The sequence below is a fragment of the Microbacterium barkeri genome (assembly GCF_027921765.1).
GTDB lineage: Bacteria > Actinomycetota > Actinomycetes > Actinomycetales > Microbacteriaceae > Microbacterium > Microbacterium barkeri.
Genome location: NZ_BSEJ01000004.1, coordinates 45,061 through 61,190 on the forward strand (window position 1 = coordinate 45,061; position 16,130 = coordinate 61,190).

The 16,130-nt window shown below is 72.6% G+C and carries 11 protein-coding genes; 5 read left to right on the plus strand and 6 right to left on the minus strand.

Annotation, left to right across the window (positions count from 1 at the left end; all coding sequences use genetic code 11):
• Nucleotides 1–43 precede the first annotated feature (43 nt).
• Together PKE79_RS05760 and PKE79_RS05765 are read right to left on the minus strand one after the other, a co-directional pair.
• Nucleotides 44–1,318: a glycosyltransferase gene (locus tag PKE79_RS05760; RefSeq protein ID WP_271172717.1), complete on the minus strand. Its 1,275-nt coding sequence runs from the start codon at nt 1,316–1,318 to the stop codon at nt 44–46.
• Nucleotides 1,319–1,454: 136 nt separating this feature from the next.
• Nucleotides 1,455–3,725, minus strand: a complete 2,271-nt coding sequence (locus PKE79_RS05765; protein WP_271172718.1) for a glycoside hydrolase domain-containing protein — start codon at nt 3,723–3,725, stop codon at nt 1,455–1,457.
• 85 nt (nt 3,726–3,810) lie between these two features.
• Here PKE79_RS05765 and PKE79_RS05770 point away from each other — a divergent pair, with 85 nt between their 5' ends.
• The gene (locus PKE79_RS05770; RefSeq protein ID WP_271172719.1) at nt 3,811–4,539 is read left to right on the plus strand and encodes a ribonuclease H family protein; all 729 of its coding nucleotides are present in this window, start codon (nt 3,811–3,813) and stop codon (nt 4,537–4,539) included.
• Here the strand turns inward: PKE79_RS05770 and PKE79_RS05775 are convergent.
• Complete coding sequence (locus tag PKE79_RS05775; RefSeq protein WP_271172720.1) at nt 4,505–5,395, minus strand: DUF817 domain-containing protein; 891 nt, start codon at nt 5,393–5,395, stop codon at nt 4,505–4,507. The two genes, PKE79_RS05770 and PKE79_RS05775, sit on opposite strands and share 35 nt — an antisense overlap.
• A 61-nt stretch (nt 5,396–5,456) precedes the next feature.
• On the opposite strand from PKE79_RS05775, the gene hrpA reads away from it, so the two are divergent.
• A complete protein-coding gene (hrpA, locus tag PKE79_RS05780) occupies nt 5,457–9,416 on the plus strand; it encodes an ATP-dependent RNA helicase HrpA (RefSeq protein ID WP_271172721.1) in 3,960 nt (1,319 codons plus the stop codon).
• Nucleotides 9,417–9,420: 4 nt separating this feature from the next.
• Here the strand turns inward: hrpA and PKE79_RS05785 are convergent, their stop codons facing one another.
• Genes PKE79_RS05785 through PKE79_RS05795 form a run of 3 tightly spaced genes read right to left on the minus strand, consistent with a single transcriptional unit; the run spans nt 9,421 to nt 11,493 of the window.
• Complete coding sequence (locus PKE79_RS05785) at nt 9,421–10,143, minus strand: DUF1361 domain-containing protein (protein ID WP_271172722.1); 723 nt, start codon at nt 10,141–10,143, stop codon at nt 9,421–9,423.
• A 23-nt stretch (nt 10,144–10,166) separates the two neighbouring features.
• On the minus strand, nt 10,167–10,964 hold the full coding sequence (locus tag PKE79_RS05790; RefSeq protein WP_271172723.1) for a MerR family transcriptional regulator: 798 nt from the start codon (nt 10,962–10,964) through the stop codon (nt 10,167–10,169).
• A complete protein-coding gene (locus tag PKE79_RS05795) occupies nt 10,954–11,493 on the minus strand; it encodes a VOC family protein (protein ID WP_271172724.1) in 540 nt (179 codons plus the stop codon). Before PKE79_RS05795 ends, PKE79_RS05790 begins: the two co-directional genes overlap by 11 nt.
• 161 nt (nt 11,494–11,654) lie before the next feature.
• On the opposite strand from PKE79_RS05795, the gene PKE79_RS05800 reads away from it, so the two are divergent.
• From PKE79_RS05800 to PKE79_RS05810, 3 genes are all read left to right on the plus strand, one after another.
• The gene (locus PKE79_RS05800; protein WP_271172725.1) at nt 11,655–13,865 is read left to right on the plus strand and encodes an NADP-dependent isocitrate dehydrogenase; all 2,211 of its coding nucleotides are present in this window, start codon (nt 11,655–11,657) and stop codon (nt 13,863–13,865) included.
• A 147-nt stretch (nt 13,866–14,012) separates the two neighbouring features.
• Nucleotides 14,013–14,978 (plus strand): acetylxylan esterase, encoded by a 966-nt coding sequence (locus PKE79_RS05805; protein ID WP_271172726.1) that lies wholly within the window; start codon nt 14,013–14,015, stop codon nt 14,976–14,978.
• Nucleotides 14,979–15,089: 111 nt separating this feature from the next.
• Complete coding sequence (locus PKE79_RS05810; protein ID WP_271172727.1) at nt 15,090–16,094, plus strand: LacI family DNA-binding transcriptional regulator; 1,005 nt, start codon at nt 15,090–15,092, stop codon at nt 16,092–16,094.
• The last annotated feature ends 36 nt before the right edge of the window (nt 16,095–16,130 follow it).

Below are 16,130 nucleotides of genomic sequence, written 5' to 3' on the forward strand. Positions count from 1 at the left end.
ACCTTATTGAGCGCGAGGGCGGTCGGCGCCGGAAGATGCGGATTCACACCGCCGCCGCCTGGAGCGCGTCGACGCGCGCGAACAGCTCGTCGAACACGCTGCCGCGGTCGAACTGGAGCGCGTGCGCCCTGGCCCGCTCCTCCCACTCCGCGCGCTCGACCACGTCCATCCCGATCGCGCGGTCGATCGCGGCCGCGATCTCATCGGGCGCGTCGACGCCGATGATGATCGCGGTGTCGCCGACGGCCTCGCCGACGCCGCCCGTGAGCGTGGTGATGGCCGGGCCACCGCCCGAGAGCGCCTTCTCGGCGAGCGCGATGCCGAAGGTCTCGATGAACTCCGGCCGCGGCTTCGTCGGGAGCACGTACGCGGCCGCGCCGGCGAAGAGATACGGCTTCTCGGCGTCGTCGACGTCGGTGAGGAACGTGATGCGGTCGGCGACCGGAGACGCCGCGGCGAGCGCGCGCAGCTCCTGCTCCTCTGGCCCGCGACCGGCGATGACGAGCCGGCGCGTCGCGGGGGCGCTCGATCGCGCGAAGCCCTCGATGAGGTCGTCGACGCCCTTCGCGCGAGCCAGCCGCGAGAGGTAGAAGACGTAGCCGTCGCGCTCGAGGCCCCGCTGGGCGAGACGCCGGTCGACCTCGGCGCCGTCGAGATCGAGGAACAGCGAGGCGTCGATCGCGGGGTACGAGATCGCGATCCGCTCCTCGCAGCGCGCGGCGTACCGCGTGCCGTGGCGCGCGTCGAGCACGCGCGCCTCCTCGACGATGAGGTCCTTCGTGTACTGCGACACCGCGACGCACACGTCGCTCGCGAGATACGACTCGAGCACGTGCGCCGCCGCGCCGAAGCGGCCCTCGTTCACGCACTGGCGCACGACGTTCGTCACGTCGGATCCGACGGCCTCGGCCACCGTCACGACGTCGACGGGAAGCCCCGTGCGGCGTGCGACCGCGACGGCGTCGCTCACGGCCGTCGTGTGCGGGCTCAGGTAGAGCGACATCGCGACGGTCGGCACGCCGTCGGTGAACAGCTCGACGAGGCGCCCGACGAGACCTCCGATGTACCGCCCGTCGACGACCTTGTAGTCGCCGACCGGCTCGGGGCGCTCGACGAGGATCCCGGGGCTGTACGGGAGCACCGACTCGAGCGGCTTGAGCGGGAGCCCGGCCGACTCGAGGCGCTCGATGGGCCAGGTCACGATGCGCACCTCGTCGAAGCCGCGGGCGATGGCGGCCTCGGCGAGATTCCGGGCCTCCCCCGAATGGCCGCAGATCACCGGATCGGCGCGGACGACGATGACGAGTCGACGGGTCATGCTGGCTCCTGTCCGAGGGGGCGGATGGTCGTGGATCGCGGGCGATCTGCGCGCGAGTTCGGGCGATGATACGACACGCATGTGTCGGCTGCGTGCGCGGTCTGTGTCGCGCGGTCGATCGACCCCGCCGCCCGGCTCAGCGCAGCGACCGCGAGCTCGGCGAGGCCTCGTGCGGATGCGACGGCGGCCGGCTCTCCCGGCCCCAGTCGCCCGGCTCGTCGCCCAGGTCGACCTCGAGCACTCCGCCCGCGCGCAGCTGGGCGCCGGAGAGCCACGGCGCGTGATGCGGACGGCCGTCGAGGCGCATCCCCTGCACGTACTGGGGAGCCGCGTCCCGGCCCACCCGCCGGAATCCCGTCGTCTGCACGACGAGCTCGCTCTCGCCGCCGAGGTCGATGCGCGCCTCGGGCCAGGCCGGGGCGTTGAGGAGCACGAGGTCCTGACCGGCCACCGGGAACATCCCGAGCGACGCCCACACGACCCACGACGAGAGCCCGCCCGAGTCGTCGTTCCCCGGGAGGCCGCCGGGGCCCGTGCCGAACATCTGGTGCAGCGCCGCGTGCACGATCTCGGCGGTGCGGTCGGGGCGGCCGGCGTAGGTGTAGGCCCACGGCGCATCCATGTCGGGCTCGTTGTTGAGCCCCTCGAAACGGCCGAGCGCGTACCCGCCCTCCATCTCGACGTCGCCGGGGCCCACGCCGGGCTGGCGGACGGGAGCAGCGCCGAACCCGAAGAAGCGGTCGAGCATGCCCACGAAGGCCTCGTCTCCGCCGGCGAGCGCGATGCGCCCCGCCATGTCGTGCCCGATCCGGAACGAGTAGTTGTACTTCGTGCCCTCGTAGAACGTCGAGTCGCGCAGCAGCCCCGTGTCGAGATCGAACGCGTTGCGCCAGCGCCCAGCGAGCGCGAGGCACTCCTCGCGCACGCGACGGTCGCCGACGGCGGCGGCCACCTGGGCCGTGCACCAGTAGCCGAAGGCGATGTCGAGCGTGTGCGTGATCGGCTCGGCGCGACCGTGGGTGAGGAAGTCCTCGCCGTACGTGCGGCGCAGGTCGGAGAGCATGTGCACGAGCGCCCAGTCCCAGTCGATGCCCTCGAAGCCCGCGAGGCAGAGGTCGGAGAGGAACGTGTGCGCGAGCGCGCTCGCCTGGCGCGCGAAGCGGTCCGAGCCCTTGGCCATCCGGTACCCGATCGGGAAGTTGCCCTCCTCCTCGCAGATCGTCACGAGCGCGTTCCCGAGCTCGACCGCCCGATCGGGGCGCAGGAGGGTGAGCAGCGGCAGCTGCGTGCGGTAGATGTCCCACATCGTGCAGAGGTCGTAGACGAACGGGCCCTCCGACGGCCAGAACGGGCTCTCGCCCATCGCGAGCGACGGCTTGATCAGCGAGTGGTACAGCGCGGTGCCGAAGACCGTGCGCCGCTCGCGCGTCTCGGCCTTCCGCGCCTCGCGGTCGGGCTCGCGCGGGTGCTCGGGCGGATCGGAGAGGCGGATGGCCCCGAGGTGCTCGGTCCATGCGAGCTGCGTCGCGGTGCGACGGTGGGCGAAGCCGCTGCCCTCCGGGCAGTCGGCGCGCAGGTTCCGCGCCGCGCGCTCCACGCCGCGCAGCGAGAACCCGATCCTCAGCTCGATCGTCTGCCCCGCCGCGGCCGGTCCCGCCCACATGAGCCCGAAGGGGCGGAGCGTGGTCGGGCGGATGGCGTCGAAGTCGAGCCGCTTGCCGCCCGGCATGAGCCGGCGGTCGTACCAGAGCAGCTGGCGCCATCCCGGTGCGTCGGCCTCCATGCGCATCGCGAGGGGCGCGCCCTCGACGACGATCTCGCCCTCGGCGTGCCCGGGGGCCGTGGACTCGAGGTGCGCGCGCAGCGGCACGGTCGCGCCGTACGGGATGTCGAGGCCGCCGAGGGACAGGTCGACGACGAGCCGCGCGTCGCGGTGCTTCGGGAACGTGTAGCGGTGCACGGCGCTGCGCGGCCCGACCGTCACCTCGCAGCGGATGCCGCTCGAGAGCGTGCAGGCGTAGAAGCCGGGCGCGGCGACCTCGTCGGACACGTCCCACTGCTCGCCGAGCGCGTCGAGCGAGCCGAGCATGGGCGTCACGCGGACGTAGTTGTAGTACTTGCGGATGGCGCCGGTGCCGCTCTGCTGGAAGTGCGTGATGCCGCTCGCCACGGGCCGGTCCCGCAGGCGCGGGGGCACGCCCTCGGTCGCGAGGTCGTACTCGCCGTAGCCCGTGGGGTACGCGCCCGAGTACGCGCACGCCGAGACCATCCCGAGCGGGAAGGTGGCGCCCGGATGCGTGTTGCCGATCTGCGGCTTGGGCCACCACCACGACGCCGCGATGCCTCGGGGCTCGGGGAGATCGGCCGGCTGGGTCCCGATGAACGGATCGACGTCTGCGAGCTTCACGCGCCCGACGCTACCCCCGCCCCGCGTCGGGCGTGTGACGAACCGTCGCGCGGGAGATGTCAGCGCAGGAAACTACGCTGGCGGGATGAGAATCACCGCCGCCGCAGACGGCTCCGCCCTCGGGAACCCCGGTCCGATGGGGTGGGCCTGGTACATCGACGACGAGCGCTGGGCGGCGGGCGGCTCGCCCCACGGCACGAACAACCAGGGCGAGCTGCAGGCCGTCCTCGAGCTCCTGCGCGCCACGGCCGACGCCGGCGTCGCCCTGCTCATCGAATGCGACAGCCGGTACGTGATCGACTCCGTGACGAAGTGGATGCCCGGGTGGAAGCGGAAGGGATGGCGCAAGGCCGACGGCAGGCCCGTCCTGAACCGCGAGCTGCTGCAGGGGATCGACGAGGCCATGCAGGGCCGCGACGTCGTGTTCTCGTGGGTGAAGGGCCACGCCGGCCATCCGCTCAACGAGGCGGCCGACGAGCGCGCGAACGCGGCCGCCCAGGCGTTCCAGCGCCGCGCGGAGCCGAACCGGGGCCCGGGCTTCGCCGCCGACCCGGTCGAGGGCGTGTCGGGCGGTGCCGTCGTCGCTCCCGAGCCGCCTGCCGCGTCCGGGCCGTCTGCCTCCGCGGCTCCGGCGCCGACCGCGGTGGACGAGGCGCTGTGGGGTGCCGACGACGAGCTCGCCCTCTTCGCGGCCCCCGAGGAGGAGATGGTCGAGCTGCGCCTTCTCCTCGCACCGGACGAGCTCGCGCGTCTGCGCGCGCGGGCCGCCTCGTGGGGCATCAGCCCCGAGGACGCGCTGCGTCGTCTGATCTGACCGGCGGCTGCGGGCGGTACACGAAGGTCACGAGGACGACCGAGATCATCATGAGCAGCAGCCACGCGACGAGCTTCGAGATCGAGACCGGCTGCCATCCGTCGGCCTGATCCGGGTAGATCCACGCGCCCGCCGCCGTTCCGACGTTCTCGGCGATCCAGATGAAGAAGGCGACGCCGACGAACGCCGCGAGCACGGGCATCCGCCGCCAGGGCCGCGTGCGGTGGTTGCGGAAGTGCATCGTGCAGCGCGCATAGAGCGCGACGACGAGGGCCAGCAGCACCCAGCGCGCGTCGGGCAGGAAGTGGTGCGCGAAGAAGTTCGCGTAGATCCCGATCGCGACCACCGCGGTCGCCCAGATCGGCGGGTAGCGCTCGAAGCGCAGCTCGAAGAGGCGGAAGACGCGCACGAGGTACGAGCCGACGGCCGCGTACATGAATCCCGTGTAGAGCGGCACACCCGCGATGCGGAGCACGCCGCCGTCCTCGTACGACCACGACCCGACGTCGGTCTTGAAGATCTCCATGGCGGTGCCGACGACGTGGAACAGCAGGATGACCCACACCTCGCGGCCGCTCTCGAGCCGGGCGAGCAGCATGATCGCCTGGATCGCCACGGCCGCGATGACGAGCGCGTCGGTGCGCGCGAGCGCGGCGTCGTCGGGGTACCACAGGCGCGCCGCGACGAGCGCCGTGAGCATCGCCGCCCCGAAGATGCACGCCCACGCCTGCTTGAGCACGAACACCGTGAACTCGACGAGGCCGCGGCGCAGGGCTCCCCCGGGCTCGAGCCGCTCCAGCCGACGGTGCGCCCAGGCATCGATCCGCTGCTCGACCGAGGTGAACGCCCGTGACATGCGGTCGATCCTAGGGTCGGCGCGTGCACGCGCTCCCAGCGCACCTCTAAGCTGGAAGGCTATGTCCTCCCCCGTCATCCCCTACCCGCCCGAGCTGCCCGTCAGCGCGGCGCGCGACGAGATCGCCGCGGCCATCCGCGACCACCAGGTCGTCATCGTCGCTGGCGCCACGGGGTCGGGCAAGACCACCCAGCTGCCGAAGATCGCCCTCGAGCTCGGGCGGACGTCGATTGCGCACACGCAGCCGCGCCGCCTCGCCGCGCGGACCATCGCCGAGCGGGTCGCCGAGGAGATGCAGGTCGAGCTCGGCGGACTGGTCGGATACAAGGTGCGCTTCACCGACCAGGTGTCGGACGCGACGCGCATCGCTCTCATGACCGACGGCATCCTCCTCAACGAGATCCACCGCGACCGGCTGCTGCGCCGCTACGACACGGTCATCGTCGACGAGGCGCACGAGCGGTCGCTGAACGTCGACTTCCTCCTCGGCTATCTCAAGCGCATCCTGCCGGAGCGGCCCGATCTCAAGGTCGTCATCACGTCGGCGACGATCGACCCCGAGTCGTTCGCGAAGCACTTCGCGGAGCCGGACGGCACACCCGCCCCCGTGATCGAGGTCTCGGGGCGCACGTTCCCCGTCGAGATCCGGTACCGGCCGCTGCTCGCGGACACGACAGAGGACGGCGAAGCGCCGACACCCCGGTCGTCGACCGAGGGCGGCGACGAGCCGAGACCCGACGAGCGGCCGTACGACGTCGAGGACGACGTGTCGGCGATCGTGCAGGCCCTGCGCGAGCTCGAGCGCGAGGCCCCGGGCGACGTGCTCGTGTTCCTGCCCGGCGAGGCCGAGATCCGCGACGCGGCCGACGCCGTCCGCGGGGCTTTCCGCAGCGAGACCGCGCCCGTCGAGGTGCTCCCCCTCTACGGCCGCCTGAGCTCGGCCGAGCAGCACCGGGTCTTCGAGCGCTCGACGGTCGCGGGCCTCAGGCGCCGCATCGTCCTCGCGACCAACGTCGCCGAGACCTCGCTCACCGTGCCCGGCATCAAGTACGTCGTCGACACCGGCACCGCGCGCATCTCGCGCTACAGCAACCGGGCCAAGGTCCAGCGCCTTCCGATCGAGGCGGTCTCGCAGGCGTCGGCCCAGCAGCGCTCGGGTCGCGCCGGCCGCACGAGCGCGGGCATCGCCATCCGCCTCTACGCGCACGACGACTTCGCGCGGCGCCCCGCGTTCACCGAGCCGGAGATCCTGCGGACGAGTCTCGCCTCGGTGATCCTGCAGATGCTGTCGCTCGGGTTCGGCGACATCTCCGAGTTCCCGTTCCTCACTCCGCCCGACTCCCGCGGCGTGCGCGCGGCCCTCGACCTGCTCGTCGAGCTCGGGGCCGTGCACCCGGCGCGCGATGGCGGGCAGCCGCGGCTCACGCGCATCGGCCGCGACCTCGCCCGGCTCCCGATCGATCCCCGCTTCGCGCGGATGCTCGTGGAGGCGCAGCGGAACGGCACGCAGCGCGAGGTGCTCGCGATCGTCGCGGGCCTGTCCATCCAGGATGTCCGCGAGCGCCCAGAGGAGCAGCGCGAGCAGGCCGACCAGGCGCACGCGCGGTTCGCGGATCCGACGAGCGACTTCCTCACGCTGCTCAACCTCTGGGACCACCTCCAGGAGCAGCAGCGCGCGCTCGGCTCGAGCGCGTTCCGGCGCCTGTGCCGCACGGAGTTCCTCAACTACGTGCGCGTGCGCGAGTGGTTCGACGTGCACCGCCAGCTGCAGGGGCTCACGCGCGGGCTCGGCCGTCGCGGCGAACGCGATTCCGCGCCGCGGCGCGAGGGTGCGACGGATCCCGCCGCCGTGCATCGCGCGATCCTCGCCGGCCTGCTGTCGCAGATCGGCGTGCTCGACGAGCGCGAGGCGAAGAAGGACCCGCGCTCGCGCGGCGCCGAGTACCGCGGCGCGCGCGGCGTGCGCTTCTCGATCTTCCCCGGCTCCGTGCTGCGCAAGCGGCGCCCGCAGGCCGTCATGGCCGCCGAGCTCGTCGAGACCTCCCGGCTCTTCGCGCGGACCGCGGCCGCGATCGATCCGGCGTGGGCAGAGGATCTCGCGGGCGATCTCGTGAAGCGCCAGGTGTCGGAGCCGCACTGGTCGAAGGACTCGGGCGCCGCGATCGCGTACGAGAAGGTCACGCTGTTCGGCGTCGAGATCGTCCCGCGCCGACGCATCCCGTTCGCGCGCGTGGATCGCCCGGCCGCCCGGGAGCTCTTCCTGCAGCACGCGCTCGTCGAGGGCGAATGGGACGCGCACGCGCTGCCGCAGCAGGTCACCGCGTTCCTGCGGCAGAACGCCGACCTCCGTCGGCGCCTCGAGCGCCTCGAGGACCGCGAGCGCCGCCGCGACATCCTCGCCGGCGACGAGGCCGTCTACGCCTTCTACGACGCGCGGATCCCCGCTGAGGTGTTCGACGTCCGGTCGTTCGAGAAGTGGTGGACCGACGCGCGCACTCGCACGCCGAAGCTCCTCACGATGCGCGAGGCCGACCTCGTCGACGGCGCGGCGACCGCCGATGCGCGGGACTTCCCGACGCGCTGGACGCAGGGCGATCAGACCCTGAACCTCGCGTACCGCTTCGAACCGGGCGCCGAGGACGACGGCGTCACGGTCGTCGTGCCGCTCCCGCTGCTCGCATCGCTGCGACCCGACGGCTTCGACTGGCAGGTGCCCGGCTTCCGCGACGAGCTCGTCACGGCGCTCCTCAAGGCGCTGCCCAAGGCCATCCGCCGCCACGTCGTGCCCGCGGCCGACTGGGCCGCGAAGCTGTCGGAGGAGCTGGCAGGACGGGGCCCCGAGGACAGCGCGGGTCTTCCCGCCGAGCCGCTGCTCGACGCCCTCGCGCGGCTCGTACAGCGCGCGGCGAGCCAGCCGGTGTCGCCCGCCGACTTCGATCTCGAGCGCGTGCCGTCGCACCTGCGGATGTCGTTCCGAGCGGTGGATGCGCGCGGGCGCGCGATCGCGTCCGATCGCGACCTCGCGTCGCTGCAGAGGCGGCTCGCCGAGCGCACGCGCGACAGCGTCGCGAAGCAGATCGCGCGCGGCGGAGCCCGCGGCGAGCGCCGTCGCGGCGAGGCCGCCGTCGCGGCGGCGTCGGGCATCTCCGCGCCCTCCGCGGGCATCGAGCGCGCCGGCCTGTCGGACTGGACCTTCGGCGAGCTGCCGCCGGTCGTCGACACGCGCGTCGCGGGCGGCGTCGTCCGCGGCTACCCCGCACTCGTCGACGAGGGGCAGACGGTCGCGCTGCGCGTCGAGGCGACACCCGAGTCGGCCGCCCGTCTCACCCGCGCCGGTCTGCGCAGGCTCGTGCTGCTGCAGGTGCCCTCGCCCGCGTCGTACGTGCAGGAGCACCTCACGGCGAACGAGAAGCTCGCCCTCGCCGCGTCGCCGTACGCGTCGGCCAAGGCCCTCATCGAGGACTGCCGAGCGGCGGTCGCCGACGCCGTCCTCGCGCGTCATGGCGAGGTGCGCGACCGCGCGGCGTTCGAGCGCCTGCGCGACGAGGTCTCGCGCGGCTCGGTCGACGACGTCTTCGCGTGCGTCTCGCTCGTCGCGCACATCCTCACCCTCGCGCGGGACGTGGAGCGCGCGATGAAGGGCGCGACGTCGATGGCGCTCCTCGGCGCGCTGAACGATGTGCGCGGTCAGCTCGCTGGCCTGATCTTCCGCGGCTTCGTGTCGGCGACGGGCGTCGAGCGCCTGGCGCACCTGCCCCGGTATCTCGAGGGCGCGCGGATCCGCCTCGAGGCGCTCCCCGACAATCCCGGCCGCGACCGCGCCTGGATGACGGAGTTCGAGCGCGCGCGGGCCGTCTTCGACGAGGCGGGCGGGGCCATCCCCCTGCCGCCGGATGCTCCCGCGCACCTCGAGCGCGCACGCTGGCTGCTCGAGGAGTTCCGCGTGAGCCTGTTCGCGCAGCGTCTCGGCACGGCCGAGGCGGTGTCGCTCCCGCGCATCGCGAAGGCGCTGAAGGGCTGAGGGCTCAGGCGGCCAGGGCGCCGAACCCGAGGAGGTACGTCGGGACGTAGATGAGGGCGATGAGCACCGCGTGCGTGAGCACGAACCCGCCCGCCTCGAGGGCCTTCCCGCGCTGGCGCAAGTGCGCGCGCAGCTTGCGGAGCAGCGAGACCGGATGGCGCACGTCCCAGCTGTTGAACCGGAGGTAGCGCCCGAGGTAGACGCCCACGGCCCCGAGCACGATGATGACCGCCGCGAGCGCCCAGCTCGACGCGGGCACCGCGCCGATCGCGTTGGGCTCGACGAGCACGAGGAAGGCCGTCTGCACGACCGCGAGGCTGAGCACCGCGTTCGCGATGCCGGAGAGCGTGAGCGTGAGGGTCTGCACGATGTCGTACCAGAGGGGCACCGGGTCGCCGTCGCGGCGGTGGCTGAAGTTCAGCTCGGTGATGAGATAGATCGAGTTCGGGAAGAGCAGCACCCACACGATCGCGCCCACGACGACGTACACCCACACCGCGACCGCCGCGGCCCGTGGCCGCAGCGCCGTGAGCGACAGCAGCGCGGGGAGCCCGAGGAGCCCGGCGACCGCGACGAGCGAGACGAGGACCGGAACGAAGGAGAGGCCGATGTTCAGCAGCATCGGCCGGTAGAGCGGCACGCCGTACACCGCCGATCGGAGCCTCACGAGCACGATCGCGTAGATGTTGAGCAGGACGACGGCGATGCACGCGACGAGGACGGCCACGCCACGACCCTAGTCGCGTCCCGCTACTCCCAGACCGCCGTCTCGGGGTCGATCCCGCGCGCGCGTGCGCTCTCGTCGACCGCGCGCCGGAACCAGGCCGCGAGGCCGACGCGGATGCCGTCGTAGTGCGCCGCGAACCCCGGATCCGCCTCGTAGCGGCGGGCAAGGCACACCTGCATCTGGCGGCTGAGCGGGAAGTAGGCCGAGAACGCCTCCCGGTGGCGCTCGACGAGGTCATCGGCCTCGGCGCTGCCCGGTGCGACACCGCGGTCCATCGCGTCCGCGAGCGAGCGCTCGACGCCCGCGACGCGGTCGGCGACCTCGCGCCACTCCTCGGCGGTGCGGTCGGCGGCCGCCTCGGCGAACTGCCGCCACTGCCGTGTGCCGCCGTAGGCCTCGCGCGCGCCGCGCGCCTGCTCGGGGTCCCAGCCGGATCCGAACACCTCCCGCTGCACCTCGTCCGCGAGCGGGACGCCGCGCTCGTGCGCGGCGATCATCCGCTCGAGGCCCGATCCGAGCCGGTTCAGCCGCGCGATCCGCTCCTCGAGCTGGGCGTGCGCCGCCCGGAGCGTGCCCGCCGCCTCGGGCGACGCGCCGTCGAGGATCGCGCGGATGTCCTCGAGCGCGACGCCGATCTCGCGGTAGATCGCGACGCGGCGCAGCCGATCGAGGTCCGGCGCCGTGTAGAGCCGATAGCCCGCCGGCGTCCGTTCCGACGGGCTCGCCAGCCCGATCGCGTCCCAGTGGTGCAGCGTCCGCACCGTGACCCCGAGCTGCGCAGCCGCCTGCCCCACCGTCAGGCCGTCGACGTCATCGCGCATGCTCCCCATTCTGCTCACGGGCCGCATCGGGCGCCGTGATGCCGAGCTCCGCGAGGTGGCACGCGGCGTCGCTCTCCGGGTCCCAGGGCAGGGGCGCGGTGAACACGACCCGGGCGTTCTCGGGCGTCCGGATCTCGAGGTCGCGCGTGCCCCACGGCGTGTCGCGCGGGCCGTCGACCGCGTCCGCCCTGAGGGCACGGCACGCGGCGGCGACCGGCTCGATCTGCCGGAGGACGCAGGCGAAGCTGACGCTCATCGCGGGAGGCGGCGCGGGGGCATCGCCCGCGGGCACGAGGAGGACGTCCTGGAAGGCCCAGCGCCGCAGATGCACGATCCCGCCCGGAACGCTGAACAGCTCGATGAAGCCGAGCCCTCTCGTCCAGAACTCCACGGACGCGGGCAGGTCGGGCGCGGGGATGGTGACGAAGGAGGGCATCGCGTAGATGCCGCGGAACGGCTCGGGCGCGACCGCGTCGGGGTCGCGCGGCGGCACGGGGCTGATCTCGAAGGCGTCGTAGTAGTCGGTCATGCGCTCCACCCTCGAGCCTGACGCTGCGTGAGGGTCAAGTCGCGTCCCGCTTTCGTCCGCGCAGAGCCCACCAGGTATCTTGATGTCGAGACAGAATCGCGCCATCCGCGTGCCATCCGTCGTTCCCCGGCAACACCCCACCGTCTGGAGTCGCCTCACCCATGTCAAAGATCATCTACACCCACACCGACGAGGCGCCGCTGCTGGCGACGTACTCGCTGCTGCCGATCATCTCGGGCTTCGCGTCCAAGGCCGGTGTGGAGTTCGAGACGCGCGACATCTCGCTCGCGGGCCGCATCATCGCGCAGTTCCCCGAGCGTCTCACCGAGGCGCAGCGCATCGGCGACGCACTCGCCGAGCTGGGCGAGCTCGCCAACGAGCCGAGCGCCAACATCATCAAGCTCCCCAACATCTCGGCATCGGTGCCGCAGCTGAAGGCCGCGATCGCCGAGCTGCAGGCGCTGGGCTACGACATCCCCGACCTCCCCGAGGACCCGCAGACCGAGGACGAGAAGGAGGTCGCCGCGCGCTACGACCGCGTCAAGGGCTCCGCGGTGAACCCCGTCCTGCGTCAGGGCAACTCCGACCGCCGCGCGCCCGGCGCCGTCAAGGCGTACGCGAAGGCGCACCCGCACCGCATGGGCGCGTGGTCGGCCGACTCGAAGACCTCGGTGGCCACGATGGGTCACGACGACTTCCGCTCGAACGAGAAGTCGTTCGTCTCGCCCGCCGACGACGCGCTGCGCATCGAGCACGTGGCGGCGGATGGCACGGTGACGGTCCTCAAGGACAAGGTGGCGGTTCTCGAGGGCGAGGTCGTCGACGCGACCTTCATGAGCGCCAAGGCGCTCGACGCGTTCCTCGCCGACGCGATCGCGCAGGCCAAGCAGGAGGGCGTGCTGTTCTCGGCGCACCTCAAGGCGACGATGATGAAGGTCTCCGACCCGATCATCTTCGGCCACATCGTCAAGGCCTACTTCGCCCCCGTCTTCGCGCAGTACGGCGCCGACCTCGAGGCGGCCGGCCTCTCGGCCAACGACGGCCTCGGCGGAATCTTCGCCGGCCTCGAGAAGCTCGAGAACGGCGCCGAGATCCGTGCGGCGTTCGACCGCGCCCTCGCCGACGGCCCCGAGCTCGCGATGGTCAACAGCGACAAGGGCATCACCAACCTCCACGTGCCGAGCGACGTGATCGTCGACGCGTCGATGCCCGCGATGATCCGCATCGGCGGGCACATGTGGGGCCCCGACGGCGCCGAGAAGGACACGCTCGCCGTCATCCCCGACTCGTCCTACGCCGGCGTGTACCAGGCCGTGATCGACGACTGCAAGGCGAACGGCGCCCTCGACCCGACGACGATGGGCACCGTCCCCAACGTCGGCCTCATGGCGCAGAAGGCCGAGGAGTACGGCTCGCACGACAAGACCTTCGAGATCGCCGAGGCCGGCACCGTGCGCGTCGTCAACGGCGCAGGCGAGACGGTCCTCTCCCACGAGGTCGAGCAGGGCGACATCTGGCGCGCCTGCCAGACGAAGGACGCCGCCATCCGCGACTGGGTGAAGCTCGCCGTCACGCGCGCGCGCCTCTCGAGCACCCCCGCCGTGTTCTGGCTCGACGAGACCCGCGCGCACGACGCGAACCTCATCGCGAAGATCGAGCGCTACCTGCCCGAGCACGACACGGACGGCCTCGACATCCGCGTCCTCGCGCCCGCCGAGGCGACGACGTTCTCGCTCGAGCGCATCCGCCAGGGTCTCGACACCATCTCGGTGACGGGCAACGTGCTGCGCGACTACAACACCGACCTGTTCCCGATCCTCGAGGTCGGCACGTCGGCGAAGATGCTCTCGATCGTCCCGCTGATGGCGGGCGGCGGCCTCTTCGAGACCGGCGCGGGCGGCTCCGCTCCCAAGCACGTGCAGCAGCTCGTCGAGGAGAACTACCTGCGCTGGGACTCGCTCGGCGAGTTCTTCGCCCTCGCGGCGTCGTTCGAGCACCTCGCCCAGACCACCGACAACGCGCGCGCGCAGGTGCTCGCCGACACGCTCGACGCCGCCACGGGGACGTTCCTCGAGCAGGACCGCTCCCCCGGTCGCAAGCTCGGCACGATCGACAACCGCGGTTCGCACTTCTACCTCGCGCTGTACTGGGCGCAGGAGCTCGCGCGGCAGACGCAGGACGCCGACCTCGCTGCGGCGTTCGCGCCGCTCGCGGAGAAGCTGGCCGCCGACGAGGAGAAGATCGTCGAGGAGCTCCTCGCCGTCCAGGGCAAGCCCGCCGACATCGGCGGCTACTACCGTCCGGACGCCGAGAAGACGGCCGCCGTGATGCGCCCCTCCGCGACGCTCAACGCCGCGATCGACGCGCTCTGACCATCCGCTCGACGACGCCCGCCCCTCGCCGGGGGCGGGCGTCGTCGCATGCCGGGCCGGATGACGCTTTCCGTCGCGCGCACGCGGCGCGCTAGGCTCGCCCTCGGTCCTTCCACCGCAGCCCCGACCTCAGGAGGAACGCCGACGATGGCGCACTTCGATCTCCCCCTCGACCAGCTCCGCACGTACCGGCCCGAGCTCCCCGTGCCCGACGACTTCGACGCCTTCTGGGAGCGCACGCTCGCCGAGTCGCGGGATGCGGCCTGGGCTCCGCGCCTCGAGCCGGTCGACACCGGGCTCACGCTCGTCGACGTGCACGACGTCGCGTTCGCGGGCTTCGGCGGCGACACGATCCGCGGCTGGTGGCAGGTTCCCGCCGCGAGCGCGCCCCGTGCGATCGTCGTCGAGTTCGTCGGCTACTCGGGCGGCCGCGGCCCCGCTCACGAGGTGGGCTCGTTCCCGCTCGCGGGATGCGCACGGCTTATCGTCGACACGCGCGGCCAGGGCTGGGGCCACTGGAGCATGGGCGGCGCCACGGCCGACCCGCACGGCAGCGGCTCGCAGGCGCCGGGCGTCATGACGCGCGGCATCGAGAGCCCCGAGACCTACTACTACCGCCGCGCGTTCACCGACGCGGCACTCGCCGTGGACGCCGCTCGCGCGCTCGCGCCCGGGCTCCCGGTCTTCGTCGCGGGCGGAAGCCAGGGCGGCGGCCTCTCGATCGCAGCGGCGGCGCTCGCCGGCGACGTGGCGGGCGCCATGCCCGACGTGCCGTTCCTGTGCGACTTCCCGCGCGCGACGACGCTCGTCGACTCGATGCCGTACGGCGAGATCCGCACCTACCTCTCGGCGCACCGCGACCGGATCGACGACGTCTACCGCACGCTGTCGTACTTCGACGGGGTTACGCTCGCGTCGCGGGCGACGGCTCCCGCGCTGTTCTCGGTCGCGCTCATGGACGCGATCTGCCCGCCCTCGACGGTGTTCGGCGCCTTCAACGCGTGGGGCGCGGAGGACAAGGAGATCGAGGTCTATCCGTTCAACAACCACGAGGGCGGGGGCGGCGCGCAGCGCGCGGCGCAGCTGGCGTGGCTCGGGCGTCGCCTCGGCTGACGACACGGCATTCGCCCGCGCTGCCTGGCGTCGCCCGCCGCGGCGCTGTGCCACACTGATCTCGTAAAGCGTTTACCGAGCCGTCGCAGACGACGGCGGGACGGGGGTCGGATGAAGCGGGTGGGCATCCGCGACGTCGCCGTCCTCGCCGGCGTCTCGATCAGCTCGGTCTCGAACGCCCTCAACCGGCCGGAGGCCGTGAGCGATCATGTGCGCACGCGCGTGCACGCCGCCGTCGACCAGCTCGGGTACGTGCCGCTGCGTGCGGCGCAGCAGCTCCGCGCGGGGCGCAGCGGACTCATCGGCATGACCGTCATCAGCATCGGCAACCCCTTCTTCGCCGAGATGCTCGAGGGGGCCGAGGAGGCGACGTCGGCCGCGGGCTACCAGGTCATGCTCGGCAACAGCGACGACAGCGCCCAGCGCGAGAGCAGCTATCTCGAGCTGTTCGAGCAGGCGCACGTGGAGGGCATGCTCATCTCGCCGTTCGGAGACGTCGGGCCCGCGCTCGAGCGCCTGCGCGCGCAGCAGATCCCGGTCGCGCTCGTGGACGGCGTCGACGAGAAGGGGCTCACGCCCTCCGTCTCGCTCGACAACGTGCTGGGCGGGCGGATGGCCGTGCAGCACCTCATCGAGCTCGGCCGGCGGCGGATCGCGTTCGTGGGCGCGCGCGAGGAGGTGCGCCAGACGCGCGACCGCCTGCGCGGAGCCGCCGCGGCGGCGCAGGACGCGGGCCTCTCCCTCGACGTGACGCTCAGCGGGCGCACGACTCCGCGAGTGGGCGCCGAGATCGGCGAGCGCATCGCCGCGCTGCCCGCGGCCGAGCGCCCCGATGCGGTGTTCGCCGCCAACGACCAGCTCGCGTGCGGGATCGTCCACGCCCTCGTCTCCGCGGGCATCCGCGTTCCCGGCGAGATCGCCATCGTCGGATACGACGACATCCCCTTCGCCTCGATCGCGGCCGTGCCGATCACGTCGGTGCGGCAGCCGGCGCGCGCGATGGGACGCCGCGCCGCGGAGATGCTCGTCGATGCCGTGCGCGGCGCGGCGCCCGCCTCAGCGCCGGCCGAGGTGTTCGCGCCCGAGCTCGTCGTCCGGGCGTCGACGCGCGCCTGACTCCCCGCGCGTCAAAACGTTTCATGTCCTGTCTTG

Bases quoted from the DNA above. Each gene is read 5' to 3' on its own strand.
- PKE79_RS05760 (WP_271172717.1), bottom strand. From the start codon at position 1,318: ATGACCCGTCGACTCGTCATCGTCGTCCGCGCCGATCCGGTGATCTGC.
- PKE79_RS05770 (WP_271172719.1), top strand. From the start codon at position 3,811: ATGAGAATCACCGCCGCCGCAGACGGCTCCGCCCTCGGGAACCCCGGT.
- PKE79_RS05775 (WP_271172720.1), bottom strand. From the start codon at position 5,395: ATGTCACGGGCGTTCACCTCGGTCGAGCAGCGGATCGATGCCTGGGCG.
- hrpA (WP_271172721.1), top strand. From the start codon at position 5,457: ATGTCCTCCCCCGTCATCCCCTACCCGCCCGAGCTGCCCGTCAGCGCG.
- PKE79_RS05790 (WP_271172723.1), bottom strand. From the start codon at position 10,964: ATGCGCGATGACGTCGACGGCCTGACGGTGGGGCAGGCGGCTGCGCAG.
- PKE79_RS05795 (WP_271172724.1), bottom strand. From the start codon at position 11,493: ATGACCGACTACTACGACGCCTTCGAGATCAGCCCCGTGCCGCCGCGC.
- PKE79_RS05800 (WP_271172725.1), top strand. From the start codon at position 11,655: ATGTCAAAGATCATCTACACCCACACCGACGAGGCGCCGCTGCTGGCG.
- PKE79_RS05805 (WP_271172726.1), top strand. From the start codon at position 14,013: ATGGCGCACTTCGATCTCCCCCTCGACCAGCTCCGCACGTACCGGCCC.
- PKE79_RS05810 (WP_271172727.1), top strand. From the start codon at position 15,090: ATGAAGCGGGTGGGCATCCGCGACGTCGCCGTCCTCGCCGGCGTCTCG.